General features: G+C 69.4%; 18 protein-coding genes. 9 read left to right on the top strand and 9 right to left on the bottom strand.

Going from position 1 to position 15,928, the window contains the following annotated elements; all coding sequences use genetic code 11:
* Positions 1-2: 2 nt before the first annotated feature.
* From nuoE to AB0M01_RS21980, 7 genes are all read right to left on the bottom strand, one after another.
* A complete protein-coding gene (gene nuoE / locus AB0M01_RS22010) occupies positions 3-839 on the bottom strand; it encodes an NADH-quinone oxidoreductase subunit NuoE (RefSeq protein ID WP_363672250.1) in 837 nt (278 codons plus the stop codon).
* Positions 840-2,177: an NADH-quinone oxidoreductase subunit D gene (locus tag AB0M01_RS22005; RefSeq protein ID WP_363672248.1), complete on the bottom strand. Its 1,338-nt coding sequence runs from the start codon at positions 2,175-2,177 to the stop codon at positions 840-842.
* Positions 2,177-2,884, bottom strand: a complete 708-nt coding sequence (locus AB0M01_RS22000) for an NADH-quinone oxidoreductase subunit C (protein WP_363672246.1) — start codon at positions 2,882-2,884, stop codon at positions 2,177-2,179. The genes AB0M01_RS22005 and AB0M01_RS22000 overlap by 1 nt, the downstream gene beginning before the upstream one ends.
* Positions 2,881-3,435: an NADH-quinone oxidoreductase subunit B family protein gene (locus AB0M01_RS21995; protein ID WP_363672244.1), complete on the bottom strand. Its 555-nt coding sequence runs from the start codon at positions 3,433-3,435 to the stop codon at positions 2,881-2,883. The genes AB0M01_RS22000 and AB0M01_RS21995 overlap by 4 nt, the downstream gene beginning before the upstream one ends.
* A 3-nt stretch (positions 3,436-3,438) precedes the next feature.
* Positions 3,439-3,798 carry an NADH-quinone oxidoreductase subunit A gene (locus AB0M01_RS21990; RefSeq protein ID WP_012923854.1) on the bottom strand — a complete coding sequence of 120 codons (360 nt, stop codon included), beginning with the start codon at positions 3,796-3,798 and terminating at the stop codon, positions 3,439-3,441.
* A gap of 109 nt (positions 3,799-3,907) precedes the next feature.
* The gene (locus AB0M01_RS21985) at positions 3,908-5,221 is read right to left on the bottom strand and encodes a geranylgeranyl reductase family protein (protein ID WP_363672241.1); all 1,314 of its coding nucleotides are present in this window, start codon (positions 5,219-5,221) and stop codon (positions 3,908-3,910) included.
* A 159-nt stretch (positions 5,222-5,380) separates the two neighbouring features.
* Entirely contained in the window at positions 5,381-6,079 is a 699-nt protein-coding gene (locus tag AB0M01_RS21980; RefSeq protein ID WP_363672239.1) for a demethylmenaquinone methyltransferase, read from the bottom strand.
* 192 nt (positions 6,080-6,271) lie between these two features.
* Between AB0M01_RS21980 and AB0M01_RS21975 the strand changes: the two genes are divergently transcribed.
* From AB0M01_RS21975 to AB0M01_RS21950, 6 genes are all read left to right on the top strand, one after another.
* The gene (locus AB0M01_RS21975; protein WP_363672237.1) at positions 6,272-7,543 is read left to right on the top strand and encodes an isochorismate synthase; all 1,272 of its coding nucleotides are present in this window, start codon (positions 6,272-6,274) and stop codon (positions 7,541-7,543) included.
* A 60-nt stretch (positions 7,544-7,603) separates the two neighbouring features.
* Positions 7,604-8,224: an MBL fold metallo-hydrolase gene (locus tag AB0M01_RS21970; protein WP_363672235.1), complete on the top strand. Its 621-nt coding sequence runs from the start codon at positions 7,604-7,606 to the stop codon at positions 8,222-8,224.
* A gap of 67 nt (positions 8,225-8,291) precedes the next feature.
* A complete protein-coding gene (locus AB0M01_RS21965; RefSeq protein ID WP_363672233.1) occupies positions 8,292-9,203 on the top strand; it encodes an ABC transporter ATP-binding protein in 912 nt (303 codons plus the stop codon).
* Entirely contained in the window at positions 9,200-9,976 is a 777-nt protein-coding gene (locus AB0M01_RS21960; protein ID WP_363672231.1) for an ABC transporter permease, read from the top strand. Before AB0M01_RS21965 ends, AB0M01_RS21960 begins: the two co-directional genes overlap by 4 nt.
* Positions 9,977-9,989: 13 nt before the next feature.
* Positions 9,990-11,123 (top strand): histidine kinase, encoded by a 1,134-nt coding sequence (locus tag AB0M01_RS21955; protein WP_363672229.1) that lies wholly within the window; start codon positions 9,990-9,992, stop codon positions 11,121-11,123.
* Entirely contained in the window at positions 11,120-11,725 is a 606-nt protein-coding gene (locus tag AB0M01_RS21950) for a response regulator transcription factor (protein WP_363672227.1), read from the top strand. Before AB0M01_RS21955 ends, AB0M01_RS21950 begins: the two co-directional genes overlap by 4 nt.
* Here the strand turns inward: AB0M01_RS21950 and AB0M01_RS21945 are convergent.
* Together AB0M01_RS21945 and AB0M01_RS21940 are read right to left on the bottom strand one after the other, a co-directional pair.
* On the bottom strand, positions 11,722-12,564 hold the full coding sequence (locus AB0M01_RS21945) for a GNAT family N-acetyltransferase (protein WP_363672225.1): 843 nt from the start codon (positions 12,562-12,564) through the stop codon (positions 11,722-11,724). The two genes, AB0M01_RS21950 and AB0M01_RS21945, sit on opposite strands and share 4 nt — an antisense overlap.
* Complete coding sequence (locus tag AB0M01_RS21940; protein ID WP_363672223.1) at positions 12,561-13,385, bottom strand: GNAT family N-acetyltransferase; 825 nt, start codon at positions 13,383-13,385, stop codon at positions 12,561-12,563. Before AB0M01_RS21940 ends, AB0M01_RS21945 begins: the two co-directional genes overlap by 4 nt.
* A gap of 55 nt (positions 13,386-13,440) precedes the next feature.
* Here AB0M01_RS21940 and AB0M01_RS21935 point away from each other — a divergent pair, with 55 nt between their 5' ends.
* From AB0M01_RS21935 to AB0M01_RS21925, 3 genes are all read left to right on the top strand, one after another.
* Positions 13,441-14,061 (top strand): PadR family transcriptional regulator, encoded by a 621-nt coding sequence (locus AB0M01_RS21935; RefSeq protein ID WP_363672221.1) that lies wholly within the window; start codon positions 13,441-13,443, stop codon positions 14,059-14,061.
* Between the two features lie 86 nt (positions 14,062-14,147).
* A complete protein-coding gene (locus AB0M01_RS21930) occupies positions 14,148-15,137 on the top strand; it encodes an ATP-binding cassette domain-containing protein (RefSeq protein ID WP_363672219.1) in 990 nt (329 codons plus the stop codon).
* Complete coding sequence (locus tag AB0M01_RS21925) at positions 15,134-15,898, top strand: ABC transporter permease (RefSeq protein WP_363672217.1); 765 nt, start codon at positions 15,134-15,136, stop codon at positions 15,896-15,898. Before AB0M01_RS21930 ends, AB0M01_RS21925 begins: the two co-directional genes overlap by 4 nt.
* Positions 15,899-15,928: the final 30 nt, after the last annotated feature.

Genomic DNA, 15,928 nt, shown 5'->3' with positions numbered 1-15,928 from the left:
GGTCAGTCCTCCTTCCGGGAGTCGGGAGTCGCCGGGGAGCCCGTACCGGACTCCTTGCCGGGCTGGTCCTCCGGCCGCGGGCCGGACGCCGCCTCGGGCGTGACGGTCTGCTCGGCCGCCGCACCGCCGCCACCACCGTGGCTGCCGTTCGGGGCGGTCCAGTTGCGCTCGCGGGCCAGCCGGAGACCGGCCAGCGTCGCCTTGCCACCGGTCGGGCCCTCGTCGGCCCGGCCGTCGGGGAAGCCGGCCAGGACCCGCTCGGCTTCCTTCCAGGTGCAGATGGTGGCACCGCGCGGCGACTTCACCTCGGTGCCCTCGCGCAGGTCGTCGACCAGCTGGGTCGCCGACTCCGGCGTCATGTCGTCGAAGAACTCCCAGTTCACCATCATCACCGGCGCGTAGTCGCAGGCGGCGTTGCACTCCAGGTGCTCGAGGGTGATCTTGCCGTCCTCGGTGGTCTCGTCGTTGCCGACGTCCAGGTGCGACTTGAGCCGCTCGAAGATCAGGTCGCCGCCCATCACCGCGCACAGCGTGTTGGTGCAGACGCCGACGTGGTAGTCGCCGACCGGACGGCGCTTGTACATGGTGTAGAAGGTGGCGACCGCGGAGACCTCGGCCCCGGTCAGCCCGAGCACGTCGGCGCAGGCCTCGATGCCTTCGGGGGTGACCCGGCCCTCGACCGACTGCACCAGGTGCAGCATCGGCAGCAGCGCGGACCGGCCGACCGGGTACCGGGCGGCCAGTTCGCGCATCTCCGCGATCGTGGTCTCAGTGATCTTCGAGTCGCCGGTGCTGTAGGGCACCTGCTTGTCGGTCGCCGTAGCGTGGTTCTCGGCCATTTAGCGGTCCACTCCACCCATCACCGGGTCAAGGCTGGCGACGGCCACGATCACGTCGGCGACCTGTGCGCCCTCGCACAGGATCGGCATCGCCTGCAGGTTTGCGAAGGACGGGTCACGGAAGTGCGCCCGGTACGGCTTGGTGCCGCCGTCGGAGACCAGGTGGCAGCCCAGCTCGCCGCGCGGCGACTCGATCGCCACGTAGGCCTGGCCGGCCGGTACCCGGAAGCCCTCGGTGACCAGCTTGAAGTGATGGATCAGCGCTTCCATCGACTCGCCCATGATGTGCTTGATGTGGTCGAGGGAGTTGCCCATCCCGTCGTTGCCGACGGCCAGCTGGCTCGGCCAGCCGATCTTCTTGTCGGCCACCATCACCGGCTCGCCCTCCATCCTGGCCAGCCGCTCGGCACACTGCTCGACGATCTTCAGCGACTCCCACATCTCCTGCAGCCGGACCCGGAACCGGCCGTAGGAGTCGGCGGTGTCCCAGACCGGTACGTCGAAGTCGTAGGTCTCGTAGCCGCAGTACGGCTGGGTCTTGCGCAGGTCCAGGCCGTAGTTCGCGGCGCGCAGCGGCGGGCCGGAGATGCCCAGCGCCATGCAGCCCGCGAGGTCCAGGTATCCGACGTCCTGCAGCCGCGCCTTGAAGATCGGGTTGGCGTTGCAGAGCTCGGCGTACTCCGGGAGGTGCTTGTTCATCCAGGTGATGTAGTCCCGGATCTTGTCCAGCGCACCCGGCGGCAGGTCCTGGGCGACACCGCCCGGGCGGATGAACGCGTGGTTCATCCGCAGGCCGGTGATCAGCTCGAACAGGTCCAGCGTCATCTCGCGCTCGCGGAACCCGATCGTCATCACGGTCAGCGCGCCGATCTCCATCCCACCGGTGGCGATGCAGACCAGGTGGCTGCTGATCCGGTTGAGCTCCATCAGGAGCACCCGCATCACGTTGGCCTTCTCGGGGATCTGGTCCTCGATGCCGAGCAGCCGCTCGACGGCCAGGCAGTACGCCGCCTCGTTGTAGAACGGGGACAGGTAGTCCATCCGGGTGCAGAACGTGACGCCCTGCGTCCAGGAGCGGAACTCCATGTTCTTCTCGATACCGGTGTGCAGGTAGCCGATGCCGCAGCGGGCCTCGGTGACCGTCTCACCCTCGATCTCGAGGATCAGCCGGAGCACGCCGTGCGTCGACGGGTGCTGCGGGCCCATGTTGACGACGATCCGCTCTTCGGGCTCGTCGGCCAGCCCGGCCACCACGGAGTCCCAGTCCTGACCGGTGACGGTGAAGACCTTGCCCTCGGTGGTGTCGCGAGCGTCGGCGTAGGGGTCAGTAGTGGTCATCAGTTGTACGACCTCCGCGTGTCGGGCGGCGGGATGACCGCGCCCTTGTACTCGACGTCGATGCCGCCGAGCGGGTAGTCCTTGCGCTGCGGGTGGCCCGGCCAGTCGTCGGGCATCTGGATCCGGGTCAGCGCCGGGTGTCCGTCGAAGATGATGCCGAAGAAGTCCCAGGTCTCGCGCTCGTGCCAGTCGTTGGCCGGGTAGACACTCACGATCGACGGGATGTGCGGGTCGGTGTCCGGGCAGGACACCTCCAGCCGGATCCGCCGGTTGTGGGTGATCGAGAGCAGGTGGTAGACCGCGTGCAGCTCGCGCCCGGTCTCGTTCGGGTAGTGCACGCCGCTGACGCCCGAGCAGAACTCGAAGCGCAGCGCCTCGTCGTCGCGCAGGTGCTGCGCGACCTCGACCAGACGCTCCCGGCGGACGTGCAGGGTCAGCTCGCCACGGTCGACGACGACCTTCTCCAGCGCCTGGTCGCCGACCAGGCCCTCGAGGCGCTCGGTGGCGCCGTCGAACCAGGAGCCGTACGGCTTCGCGCTGCCGCCGGGCAGCGCGACCTGGCGGCGCAGGCCGCCGAAGCCGGAGGTGTCGCCGGTGCCACGGACACCGAACATGCCCTCGCGCTGGTCGACGACCTCGGCCGCCGGGGTCTGCGCGTCGCCGGCCGACGTGGTGGCCGGAAGGTTTTCGGGTTGGGTGTCGCTCACCGGAGCAGGCCCTTCAGTTCCAGGGTCGGGGACGCGGTCAGCGCGGCGGCCTCCTGCTCGGCCTGCAGCGCCTTCTTGTTGGCGCCGAGCTTGCCGTGCTGGATGTCGTCGTGCAGCTTCAGGAAGGCGTCCAGCAGCATCTCCGGCCGCGGCGGGCAGCCGGGCAGGTACATGTCGACCGGGACCACGTGGTCGACGCCCTGGACGATCGCGTAGTTGTTGAACATGCCGCCCGACGAGGCGCAGACACCCATCGCCAGCACCCACTTCGGGTTCGGCATCTGGTCGTAGATCTGGCGCAGCACCGGGGCCATCTTCTGGCTCACCCGGCCGGCCACGATCATCAGGTCGGCCTGACGCGGCGAGGCCCGGAAGACCTCCATGCCGAACCGGGCGGCGTCGTAGCGCGGCGCACCCGTCGTCATCATCTCGATCGCGCAGCAGGCCAGGCCGAAGGTTGCCGGCCACAACGACGCCTTCCGCATGTAGCCGGACAGGCCCTCGATCGTGGTCAGCAGCACGCCGGCCGGAAGCTGTTCCTCAACACCCATAGGTCAGTCCCACTCCAGTCCGCCGCGGCGCCACACGTAGGCGTAGGCGACGAAGACGGTTGCGATGAAGATGACCATCTCGATCAACCCGAACAGCGCCATCTGGTCGAAGGCGACGGCCCACGGGTAGAGGAAGATGATCTCGATGTCGAACACGATGAACAGCATCGCGGTGATGTAGTACTTCACCGGGAAGCGGCCACCGCCGACAGGCTGCGGGGTCGGCTCGATCCCGCACTCGTAGCTGTCGAGCTTGGCCCGGTTGTAGCGCTTCGGGCCGACCAGCGCGCTGGTCACCAAGGTGCCCGCCACGAAGATCGCCGCCAGTACGCCGAGCACGAGGATCGGTACGTAAGGGTGCATCGGTCGGTGCTCCCTCCTTCTTGCGTCGTCCTGCCGCCTGATTTACCTGTTGCGAGTCAGCACTGTGTTATCAGTACCGCTGTGGCTCACGTCACTCGCCCCACCGCTTTTACGCGGACGGGGCAACCTTCGTGAGCCCGTTGATGATCTTGTCCATCACGTCGCCGTCGCGCGGGTCGGTGAGGTTGGCCAGCAACTTGAGCGTGAACTTCATCAGCGTGGTGCGCGGCAGACCGTACTTCGTGCACAGCCGCATCACCTCCGGGTTCCCGATCAGCTTCACGAAGACCCGGCCGAGCGTGTAGTAGCCGCCGTACTCCTGCTTCAGCGCCTTCGGGTACGCCGACAGCGCGCGCTCGCGCTGGCTCGGCTGCCGGCGCAGCGCCTGCGCGGCCACCTCCGCGGCGAACGACCCGGACTCCATCGCGTACGGGATGCCCTCGCCGTTGAACGGGTTCACCATGCCGCCGGCGTCGCCGAGCAGCATCAGGCCACGGGTGTAGTGCGGCTGCCGGTTGAACCCCATCGGCAGCGCCGCGCCCCGGATCGGGATGGTCTGGAACTCGTCGCGGAACTGCCACTCCTCCGGAGTGTTCTTCAGCCACTGCTTGAGCAGGTCGGCGTAGTCGACCTTGCCGAAGGCGTCGGAGGTGTTCAGGATGCCGAGCCCGACGTTGACGGTGCCGTCGCCCATCCCGAAGATCCACCCGTAGCCCGGCAGCAGGTTGCGCTGCCCGGGGTTGTTCGGGTCGTCGGCCCACAGCTCCAGCCACGACTCGAGGTAGTCGTCGTCGTGGCGCGGGCTGGTGAAGTAGGTGCGGACGGCGACGCCCATCGGGCGGTCGTCGCGCTTGTGCAGACCCATCGAGACGCTGAGCCGGGACGAGTTGCCGTCGGCGGCCATCACCAGCGGCGCCCGGAACTCGATGTCCTCGCCGGCCCGGCGGCCGTTGTCGTCGACCGGCTTGGCGGTGACGCCGACGATGAAGCCCTTGTCGTCCAGGATCGGGGCGGTGACGTTGGTCCGCTCGCGCAGCTGGGCGCCGGCCTTGACGGCCTGGCGGGCCAGCATGTCGTCGAAGTCCATCCGGTTCCGGGTCAGCCCGTAGTTCGGGTGGCTGGCCAGGTCGGGCCAGTCCAGCTGCAGCTGGTGCCCGGCGCCCTGGATCCGCAGACCGTAGTTCTTGATCCAGCCGGCTTCCTCGGAGATGTCGATCCCCATGTTGATCAGCTGCTTGGTCCCCCGCGGGGTGAGGCCGTCGCCGCACACCTTCTCGCGCGGGAACGCGGTCTTCTCCAGCAGCAGCACGTCGAGGCCGGCGTTCGCCAGGTGGTACGCCGCCGTCGAGCCCGCGGGCCCGGCGCCGACGACGATGACATCCGCGGTCTCGGCCTGCTGCGGGTGCGGCACGCTCTGGCTCATCTCATCCCGGCCTGAAGTTGGGGCAGTTGGTCTCCGGACGATCGTGAATCGCTTCACGAGGTCTGGTCACCCGACAGTCTAGGACTGCCTGACGAGGACGCGAAACCGGCCCGGACTCCCTTGCCCGCAAGCGATTTAGGTCCTGATTTCCTTGCGTAATTAAGTCGGCTTGACACCCCGATGGATGGCGACCAGACCACCGGTCAGATTGGCCCACTGCACGTGACTCCAGCCGGACGCCTCGATCGCCCGCGCCAGCGGCTCCTGCGGCAGCCAGGCCCGGGTCGACTCCGCGAGGTACTCGTACGCCTCCGGGTTGCTGGAGACCAGCCGCCCGACCACCGGCACCGCCCGCATCATGTACTCCAGGTAGGCCACCCGGAACGGTTTCCAGGTCGGGTGCGACTGCTCGAGGATCACCAGCCGCCCGCCCGGCTTCGTCACCCGGAGCATCTCCTGCAGCGCCAGCGTGACGTCGTTCACGTTCCGGAGCGCCCACGAGATCGTGGTCACGTCGAACGTCTCGTCCGCGAACGGCAGGTGCAGCGCGTCACCCGCGATCAGGTCGAGTTCGGGGTACCGGCGCTTGCCGACCCGGAGCATCCCCTCGGAGAAGTCGCAGGAGACGACCTCGGCGCCCGCCTCGCGCAGCTTGATGCTGGACGCGCCGGTCCCGGCGGCCAGGTCGAGGATCTTCATCCCCTTCCGCGGCGCGATCTCGGCCAGCGTCGCCGGCCGCCAGACCAGCTTCTCCAGCCCCATCGTCGCCACCGCGTTGGTCCGGTCGTAGCCCTCGGCCACGTTGTCGAACATCGCGGCCACGTCGTGGGGCTGTTTGCTCAGGTCTGCGCGGGTCACCGGTTCAGTGTTGCGCAGAACGCGCGGCACCGGGCGGCCGGGGTGCCCGCACCTGTCTGGTTGATCACGGCTCGTGCAGGCACCGAAATTCGCTGGACATCGGACAGGCATACGCTTGCATGCCGTGAGGGAGCGTCCAGCCAGATCGGCCACCGTGACCCGGGACCGAGCCGAGCAGCGAGGAGCGTTGTCGTGAGCTTGCCTGACCCGGTCCACCCCGGTGCCGAGGCGGTCCCGCACCTGGTGGTGCGCAGCCACCCGGTCGAGGACGTCTCGAAGCACCTCCTGGACCACCTCCCCGCCGACGGCGCCCTGGCCTGGGTCCGCCGCGGCGACGGCCAGGTCGGCTGGGGCGTCGCCGCCCGGCTCGACGTTGCCGGGAGCAACCGGTTCCGGACGGCGCAGGAGTGGTGGAAGGCGCTGACCGCGGCGGCCGTCGTACGCGATGACGTCGGCGTACCAGGGTCCGGACTGGTCTGCTTCGGGTCGTTCGGTTTCACCGACGCCGACCCGGCCGGGCTGGTCGTCCCCGAGGTGATCGTCGGGCGCCGCGGCCGGACCACCTGGGTGACCACGATCTCCCCCGCCTCCTCGCTCGCCGCGCCGCCCGAGCTGACCGTGAACGAGCCCGCCCCGGTCGGCGAGATCGCCTTCGCCGACGGCGCCCGCTCCGGCACCGAGTGGTCCGCGATCGTCGCCGACGCCGTGCAGCGGATCACCGCCGGCGAGGTCGACAAGGTGGTGCTCGCCCGCGACCTGATCGCCCAGTCCGACCAGCCGATCGACCTGCGCTGGCCGCTGCAGCGGCTCGCGTCGGCGTACCCGAACTGCTGGACGTTCTCCGTCGACGGACTGATCGGCGCCACCCCCGAGCTGCTCGTCCGGCGGGAGAAGGGCCTGATCACGTCGCGGGTGCTGGCCGGGACGATCCGGCGTACGGGTGACGACGCTCACGATCTCGCGCTGGCCGCGTCGCTGGCGCGGTCGAGCAAGGACCTCGAGGAGCACGAGTTCGCCGTCCGCTCCGTGGCCGAGGCGCTGGAACCGCACTGCAAGTCGATGAACGTCCCCGAGACCCCGTTCGTCCTGCACCTCCCGAACGTGATGCATCTCGCGTCGGACGTCGCCGGCGTCGCCGCCAACGGCGCCTCCGCCCTGGGTCTGGCCGCCGCCCTCCACCCGTCCGCCGCCGTCTGCGGTACGCCGACCGACGTCGCCCGCGACCTGATCGCCGAAGTCGAAGGCATGTCCCGCGGCCGCTTCAGCGGCCCCGTCGGCTGGATGGACGCCGCCGGCGACGGCGAATGGTGCATCGCCCTCCGCTGCGGCCAGGCCGACCCCGACGACCCGACCCGGATGCGGCTGTTCGCCGGCGCCGGCATCGTCGCCGGCTCTGATCCAGACGCCGAACTGGCCGAGACGAACGCCAAGCTCGTGCCGATGCGGGATGCGCTGGGTATCTGACCCGACCGGCGTACGATCCCGTCGCGGCAGGGAAAACTCACTCTTGTTCGGGAGTCCACTGTGAAGCTGACCAAGTTCACCCACGCCTGTGTTCGGATCGACAAGGACGGGAAAGTCCTGCTGATCGACCCGGGGACGTTCAGCGAGGACGCGGCGTTCGAGGCCGCCGACGCGATTCTCGTCACGCACGAGCACCCGGACCATCTCGACGTGGAGCGGATCAAGAACCTGGACGCGCCGGTCTACACCAACGCGGGGGTCGCCTCGCAGCTCACCGAGCTGGGCGATCGCGTGCAGGTTGTCGAGGGCGGTCAGGCGTTCGACGCGGCCGGGTTCTCGGTCCGGGCCTACGGCAAGGACCACGCGGTGATCCTGCCCGAGCTCGGCGTCCCGTGCCAGAACGTCGGGTTCCTGGTCGACGACGCGGTCTACCACCCGGGCGACTCCTTCACGCAGCCCGATCGTCAGGTGCATACCAACCTCGTCCCGGTCTCCGGGCCGTGGTTCGCGCTGCCGCCGGCGGTCGAGTACGCCCGGGCCGTGAACGCGCAGCAGACGCTCGGCATCCACGACGCGCTGCTCAGCCCGATCGGGCAAGGGATGATGCAGCGGTTCCTGGACGGGGAGGCCGACCGGCCGTACCGGCTCGTCCAGCCCGGCGAGTCGATCGAGATCAACTGACATCTGTCACCAGTCCTGGTGACGCCTGCACGCCCGCGGGGCCGTTCGGCGCCTCAGGCTGATCGGTATGGATCAGTCAGCTGTCATCAGCGCCGAGCGGCTCACCCGCCGCTTCGGCGGCAGGCCGGGGCACGAGGCCGTGCGCGGCATCGACCTCGCCGTACGCCGGGGTGAACTGTTCGCGCTGCTCGGCACGAACGGCGCCGGCAAGACCTCCGCGATGGAGGCCCTCGCGGGGCTCGCCGCACCGACCTCCGGCACGGTCCGCGTGCTCGGCCAGGATCCGTTCCGCGGCCGCCGGCTGGTCCGGTCGCGGATCGGCATCATGCTGCAGTCGCGCGGTTTCGCGCTCGATCTCACCGTCGCGGAGACCATCAGCACGTGGGCCGGCAGCCTGACGTCTCCCCGCCCGATCGGTGAGGCGCTCGAACTGGTGGGTCTCGACGCGCGCCGTACCGTCCGCGTCCGTCAGCTCTCCGGCGGCGAGCAGCAACGCCTCGGCCTGGCGCTCGCGATCCTCGGCCGCCCCGAGGTCCTGTTCCTCGACGAGCCGACCGCGGGCCTCGATCCGGCCGCTCGCCAACAGACGTGGTCGCTGATCTCCGACCTCCTCGAATCCGGTACGACGGTCCTGTTGACCACCCATCAGCTCGTCGAAGCCGCCGCCCTCGCCGACCGGCTGGCGATCCTGCGCGAAGGCCGCATCGTCGGCCTCGGTACGCCGTCCCAGCTCGCGGCGTCGCGGCCCGCCCGGATCACCTTCCGCCTCGCCGGCTCGGTCCGGCTGCCCGACCTCCCGCAGGTAGTTGCTACAAGCAATGGATCGGTCACGACGCTGGAAACCCAGGACCTGCAAGGAACTCTGACCACGGTCCTCACCTGGGCGACCCGCCACGACCTCCAGCTGCACGACCTGACCGCCCGCCCGGCCACCCTCGAGGAAGCGTTCCTCGCGATCGCCGGGAGCGTGGCCGCGTGAGCGCCGTCGTACGGATCGGTGCGCTCGGTCGCGCCGAGGGCATCCTGCTGCTGCGCAACGCGCTGATGGTCGCGACCGCGCTGCTGCTGCCGGTCATCTCGATCTTCGGTCTGCAGTCCTCGCCCGAGCTGCAGGCCGTGATCGGCGCCGGCAGCGGCGCCGCCGTCATCACCGCGGTCACGGTGGTGACCCTCGTCCTCTTCGTCTACTACCAACTCACGACGGCGCTGGTCGCCCGCCGCGAGGAGCTCGTGCTCAAACGACTCCGCACCGGCGAGCTCGCAGACTGGGAGATCCTCGCCGGGGCGGCGATGCCGTCGGTCGTCATCGCCTGGACACAGATCCTGCTGGCGACAGCCGTCTCAGCGATCTGGTTGACCCTCGACGCTCCGGTGAACCTGCTGCTGGTGCTCGTCGCCATCCTGTTCGGCACGCTCGTCTTCGTCCTGCTCGCAGCAGCCAGTACGGCGTTCGCTCCAACGGTCGACGTCGCCCAGGTGGTCACCGCGCCGGTCATGTTCGTGGCGCTGATGTTCAGCGGGCTCTACCTGCCGCTCAGCGGTCCCCTGGAGACCGTCAGCCGGTTGCTGCCGCTCACACCGGTCGTGGACCTGCTGCGGCTCGGCCTGTCGGGCACCACTCGCGACGGCGCGACAGTAGGGCTCGCCGACTCCTTCGCGTACGCCGTACCGGCTGTGCTCGTGCTGCTGGGATGGGTGGTGGTGGGGGCCCTGGCGACGCGCCGCTGGTTCCGCTGGGAGCCGCGTCGATGACAGGCTGGCGCCCATGACGTCGGTGCTGGGGTGGTGGAACGAGCGGAGCCGCGCCGAGCGCTTCGACATCAGCCTGCGCTGGCCGCTGTACGGGCTGGTCGCTGCTGAGCCGTTGTTCGCGCTGCTGATGTTCCTGTCTGCGGCGGAACCGGTGGGGGTGCGGCTGATCGGCTTCCTGGTGGTGTCGGTCGTGCATGCCGCGGTGGGCTTCGTGCTGCTGCGTGACGGGATCGCTGCGTACCTGGGTGGTGCTCGGCTCGACCTGCGGATGGTTGCTGTCGGCGTCGGTCTCGGTGTGGTCGGTGTGCTCCTCTCCCCGGACGCAGCGCTCGGTGTGGTGGTGATGGGCGGGGCCCTGTCGCTGGCGCTCACTCCTGTGCTCTGGAAATCGCTGCTGCTCGTGCTGGTGGTGGTCGGCACCCTGCTGGTCGGCCTGCTCGACGCTCCGGTGAGTGCGCAGTTCAGCTACTTCTACGGCGTCGGGATCCTGGTCTTCACCTGCCGCATCTCGGTCTGGATGCTGCGGCTCGGCTGGGAGATCGACCACTCCCGGGAGGTCAGCGCCCAGCTCGCCGTCGCCCAGGAGCGCCTCCGCTTCGCCCGCGACCTCCACGACACCCTCGGCCGCAACCTGTCCCTGGTAGCAGTCCAGAGCGAGCTGGCAGCGCGCCTGGCCGAGCGTGGCGACTCCACAGCCGCCGAACAGATGCTCGACGTACGCCGGATCGCCCACGACTCCCTGCGCGAGATGCGCGCGGTAGTCGGCGGCTACCGGGCGACCGACCTCGCCACAGAGCTGTCCGGCGCCCAGTCGGTCCTGCGCTCGGCTGGTATCACCTGCCGAGTCATCGGCGACGGCGCGACGCTGCCGCCGGCCACGCAGACCGCGCTGGCGTGGGTCGTCCTGGAGGCCACCACCAACGTCCTCCGGCACAGCACGGCGACAACGTGCAAGATAGAGCTCGAGAGCGACCGGGAAACCGTCGTCCTGCGGGTGTCGAACGACGGTGTCAGTCAGTCGTCAGCAACTGGTGGGAACGGGCTCGCGGGGTTGCGGGAACGGTTGGCGGAGGTGGCGGGGACCTTGACTGTGGAAACACCGGGTGGATGGTTCGTCGTACTGGCTCGGCTGCCGGTGGTCGTGTGATTCGGCTGCTGCTGGCCGATGACGAGAACCTGATCCGGTCCGCGCTGGCTGCTCTGCTGTCGCTCGAGGACGACCTGGAGGTGGTCGCCCAAGCGGCCTCCACCGATGAGGCGGTCGCGATGGCTCGGCTGCACAAGCCGGACGTCGCCGTGCTCGACCTGCAGATGCCGGGCGCCGGCGGGATCGGCGTCGTAGAGCAGCTCCGCGAGCACCTGCCCAACTGCGCCACGCTCATCGTCACCGGGCACGGCCGCCCCGGGCACCTCAAGCAGGCGCTCGCCGCCGGCACCCGCGGCTTCCTCCCGAAGACCGTCTCCGCCCAGGTCCTCGCCGACGTCATCCGGACAGTCCACGCCGGCGGCCGGTACGTCGACCCCGAGCTGGCCGCGGAAGCGATCAGCGCCGGCGACAGCCCGCTCACCGCCCGCGAAGCCGACGTCCTGGAACTGGCCGCCGACGGCGCACCGGTCGAGGAGATCGCGCGCCGCGCCGCGCTCTCCCCCGGCACGGTTCGCAACTACCTCTCCGCGGCCGCCACGAAACTGGGCACGACGAACCGCCACGAAGCAGTCCGGGTCGCCCGCACCCACGGCTGGATCTAGGTCAGTTCGTACCTCACGAAGTCGATCACTGTGCGGTAGCCGATCTGCGCGTAGATCTTGTTGGACGTCGGGTTGGCGAGATCCGTGAACAGGCACGCCTGGTCGCCCGCCGCCAGGATCTCCCGCGTCACGTGCGACGTCACCGCTCCCGCGTACCCGTTGCCGCGCTCCTTCGGCGGCGTGTAGACCGCGCCGATCCGGGCTGCCCCGAAGAGCCCGCCGTTGTGGCTCGCCATGCTCACCACGCGTCCATCGCGCTCCCACACCCACAACCGCCCGAGCCGGATCCGGTCGCGAGCCCACCGCTGCTCTTCTTCGACCCCGATCCGCCCACCGATCGCCTCGCCGAAGCCCGCCATCATCTCGGCCGCGGCCGCCAGGTCTGCGTCGGTCGCGGGACGCGCGTGCCCCTCGGCCTCCAGCGAGGTGAACTTGGCCAACCGGTGCAGCCGCGTCCAGCGGTCCTCGACGAACGACTTCCCGAGCTCACCCGCGTACTGCGCGGTGAAGGCCGTCGTCACCTCCGGCGCTCCTTCGACGTACTTCACCTTGATCCCGGAGTCGACAACCGCCGCGACCACCACCGGCAGCAGCTCGGCATCGAGCCCGCCCAGCATCACCCCACGCAACGCCGTACAGGCAACGACCCCGACCACCTCGTCCCCGCGGTGCACGGACACGAACACCGGCGGCGCCGGGTCGTACAGCAGCCCGTCGATCCGGCCCTGCACGTTGCTGAGCAGCACCGAGTTCAGCACCGGATCCCGTTGCAGCCAAGGGAAAGCGACCGGCGCGAACGCCGCTGGATCACCCGTCACCCGCGCGTACGGCGTACTCATCGCACGAACCGCAGATCCACGAAATCAGCGATCGCCCGGTAGCCCGCGAGGCGGTAGATCTTGTTCGCCGTCGGGTTCGCGAGGTCGGTGAACAGGCACGCCTGGTTCCCCGAGGCCACGATCTCCCCGCTCACGTACGCCGTCAGCGCGCCCGCGTACCCGTTGCCGCGGAACTCGTCCGGCGTGTACACCGGCCCGACCCGGCAGACCCCGAAGATCGGCAGGTGGTGCCCGACCATGCTCACCGGCGTGCTGTCGACCTCCCAGAACCACAGCGTGCCGTCGGCGATCTGCTGCTCGGCCCAGGCCAGGTTGCTGCCCTCGATCTCGTCGTCGAAGTCGATCGCGACCCACTCGGCGGCGAGCTGCGCCTCGTCCGCCGTGGCCGGCCGCGGCCCGCCGTCGGCCTGCAGGCGGGTCAGCTCGTCGAGCTTGTGCAGCCGGAAACCCATCGTCTCGGTCGCGCTCTCGCCGCGCAGCTCCCGCCAACGCGCCGCGAACGCCTCCGCGGCCGCGCGGTTCCCGGCGACGCCGGGCGCGTCCGGCACCTGCTCGGCGTACCCGGCCGCGACCTCGGCGGCGTACCGGGCGTCGAGCCCGCCGACGTGCACCGCGCGCCCGGGCGTCCGCATCGCCGCACCGACCACCGCACCGGACTCGTCGTGGACCGACACGAACACCGACTCGCCCGGCTGCGGGCCGGCCTCGGCGCGCTGCTCGACGTTGCTCAGGAGGATCGTGTGCAGCACGGGATCCCTTTCCAGGAAGGGAAACACCGTGGCCCTGAACTCGCCCGGGTCGTCGGTCGCACGCGTGGTCATGCCGCCAAAGCTAGCCTCGCCCACCGACAAGTTCCCGCGAATTACACTGCGTCCCATGTCCACCACGCGGTTGCTGCTGCTCGGCGTCGTCCGGATCTTCCAGCCGGCCTACGGGTACCAGCTGCGCCGCGAGCTGCTCACCTGGAACGTGCAGCAGTGGGCGAACATCAACCCCGGCTCGATCTACACCGGCCTGCGCACCCTCGCCAAGCACGGCTTCCTGGAGGAACTGGCCGAGGGCAAGGGCTCGAAACCCGGCCGTACGTCGTACCAGCTGACCGAGGACGGCGAGACCGAGTACTTCTCCCTGCTCCGCCAGGCCCTGTGGACCGTCGACGGCTTCAACCCCGGTCAGATGCAGGCCGCCCTCAGCTTCCTGTGGTCCCTCGAACGCGACGAGGTCGTCGCCGCCCTCGAGTCCCGCATCGTCCAACTCGAACAGCACGAGAAGGCCGCCCCCTTCCACGAACGCCAAGTCGAACAGGACCCCGGCACCCCCAACCACGTCGTCGAGATGTTCCGCATCACCACCGCCCGCGACCGCGGCGAGCTCGAGTGGACCCAGTCCTTCCGCGCCCGCGTCCTGTCCGGCGAGTACGCCTTCGCCGGCGAGAAGCCCGACTGGCTCCCCAGCCCCGACGCGGCCGAGAAGTGGCGCAACCTGCCGGAGAGCTGAACCACCCCGAACCATCTCCCCGGGACCTCTCTGTCTCCAGGAATTCAATATTGACTATTCAATATTGATCATCCATCCTGGTGCGCATGATGATCGAGGCTCGGGGTTTGGTGCGGACGTTCAAGACGAGGGGCGGGGTGGTGCAGGCGGTTCAAGGGGTGGATCTGGAGGTGGGTGAGGGGGAGATCGTCGGGTTTCTCGGGCCGAACGGGGCCGGGAAGACGACGACGATGCGGATGCTGGCGACGTTGATCGCGCCGACGAGTGGGTCGGCGACGGTGGCGGGGTGTGATCTAGCGAAGGATCCGGTCGGCGTACGGCGGCGGATCGGGTACGTGGCGCAGAGTGGGTCGACGTTGCCGGAGGCGGTGGCGGGGGACGAGGTCGTGGATCATGCGCGGCTGTACGGCGTCCGGAAGGCCAAGGCGGTCGCGGACGGGCAGCGGTTGTTCGGTGAGCTGGATCTCGACGGGTTGTGGCGGCGGCAGTGCAAGACGTTGTCGGGTGGGCAGCGGCGGCGGCTGGACATCGTGATGGGGCTGATCCACGAGCCGAAGCTGATCTTCCTGGACGAGCCGACGACGGGGCTCGATCCGCAGGCTCGGGCCAACCTTTGGGAGCACATCCGCTGCCTCCGGGAGCGGGGGGCGACGATCTTCCTGACGACGCACTACCTGGACGAGGCCGATGCGTTGTGCGACCGGATCCTGGTCATCGACCACGGGCGGATCGTCGGCGCCGGTACGCCGGAGGCGTTGAAGCAGCAGGTGTCCGGGGACGGTGTGCGGCTGAGTCTGCACGACCCGGCGCAAGGGCCGGCGGTGGCGAAGATCGTGCAGGAACTGGACGGTGCGGTGGCGATCGAGACCGACACCGACGGGGTGAACTTCCGGATCCCGCGCGGTGGCGCGGTCCTGCCCTCGCTGCTGCGGCAGATCGATGCCCAGGGCATCGAGCTGGACGGGGTCGAGGTGCACCGGCCGACGCTCGACGACGTGTTCCTGACGATGACCGGGAGATCCCTGCGCGACGGCGTACCGGCGGAGCCGGAGCTGCCGAAGGAGGCCGTGGCATGACCGTGCTCACCGAGACCTGGATCGTGTTCCACCGGCAGATGCGGCTGTCGCTGCGGAACCCGATGTGGTCGATCCTGATGCTCAGCCAGCCGTTGATGTACCTGTTCCTGTTCGGGCCGCTGCTGAAGCCGATCACCGCGCAGATCAGTCAGGGCGCGACGACGAACGCGTACCAGGTGTTCATCCCGGGGCTGATCGTGCAGCTGGGGATGTTCGGGGCGATGTTCGTCGGCTTCGGGCTGATCGCGGAGTACCGCGCCGGGGTGATCGAGGCCGACCGGGTGACGCCGGCGTCGCGGATGGCGCTGATGGCCGGGCGGGTACTGCGGGACGTCGTCGTACTGGTCGTCCAGTCGGTGCTGCTGCTGGTGGTGTCGATCCCGATGGGCCTGCGGGCGCCGTGGGGTGGCGTGCTGCTGTCGCTGGTCATCGTTGCGCTGCTCGGTGCGACCTTCGCGTCGTTGTCGTACTCCGTTGCGCTGATCACCAAGAGCGAGGACGCGCTCGCGCCGCTGCTGAACGGGATCGCGATGCCCTTGCTGCTGCTGTCGGGCATCTTGCTGCCGATGCAGATCGGTCCGACCTGGTTGCAGCGGTTGTCGGACATCAGCCCGCTGAAGCATGTCGTGACGGGAGTCCGGGCGCTGTTCCGTGGCGATGTCGCGAGCAGCGCGTCGCTGTGGGGTTTGTTCTGGGTGGTGCTGCTGACGGTGGTCGGGTTGGCAGTTGGAGCGCGCACCTTCCGGAAGGAATCCGCCTAGCGTTCATCGGGGCTTCTTCTGCGGCGGTTA

Origin of the sequence: Kribbella sp. NPDC051770, from assembly GCF_040681455.1 — a bacterium.
GTDB lineage: Bacteria > Actinomycetota > Actinomycetes > Propionibacteriales > Kribbellaceae > Kribbella.
Note: the sequence above shows the minus strand (reverse complement) of the source record. Positions and strands in the feature narration are given on the sequence as shown.

Coding starts and splice junctions, on each gene's coding strand:
- nuoE (WP_363672250.1), bottom strand. CDS start 839: ATGGCCGAGAACCACGCTACGGCGACCGACAAGCAGGTGCCCTACAGC.
- AB0M01_RS22005 (WP_363672248.1), bottom strand. CDS start 2,177: ATGACCACTACTGACCCCTACGCCGACGCTCGCGACACCACCGAGGGC.
- AB0M01_RS21995 (WP_363672244.1), bottom strand. CDS start 3,435: ATGGGTGTTGAGGAACAGCTTCCGGCCGGCGTGCTGCTGACCACGATC.
- AB0M01_RS21990 (WP_012923854.1), bottom strand. CDS start 3,798: ATGCACCCTTACGTACCGATCCTCGTGCTCGGCGTACTGGCGGCGATC.
- AB0M01_RS21985 (WP_363672241.1), bottom strand. CDS start 5,221: ATGAGCCAGAGCGTGCCGCACCCGCAGCAGGCCGAGACCGCGGATGTC.
- AB0M01_RS21965 (WP_363672233.1), top strand. CDS start 8,292: ATGGATCAGTCAGCTGTCATCAGCGCCGAGCGGCTCACCCGCCGCTTC.
- AB0M01_RS21955 (WP_363672229.1), top strand. CDS start 9,990: ATGACGTCGGTGCTGGGGTGGTGGAACGAGCGGAGCCGCGCCGAGCGC.
- AB0M01_RS21945 (WP_363672225.1), bottom strand. CDS start 12,564: ATGAGTACGCCGTACGCGCGGGTGACGGGTGATCCAGCGGCGTTCGCG.
- AB0M01_RS21940 (WP_363672223.1), bottom strand. CDS start 13,385: ATGACCACGCGTGCGACCGACGACCCGGGCGAGTTCAGGGCCACGGTG.
- AB0M01_RS21935 (WP_363672221.1), top strand. CDS start 13,441: ATGTCCACCACGCGGTTGCTGCTGCTCGGCGTCGTCCGGATCTTCCAG.
- AB0M01_RS21930 (WP_363672219.1), top strand. CDS start 14,148: ATGATGATCGAGGCTCGGGGTTTGGTGCGGACGTTCAAGACGAGGGGC.
- AB0M01_RS21925 (WP_363672217.1), top strand. CDS start 15,134: ATGACCGTGCTCACCGAGACCTGGATCGTGTTCCACCGGCAGATGCGG.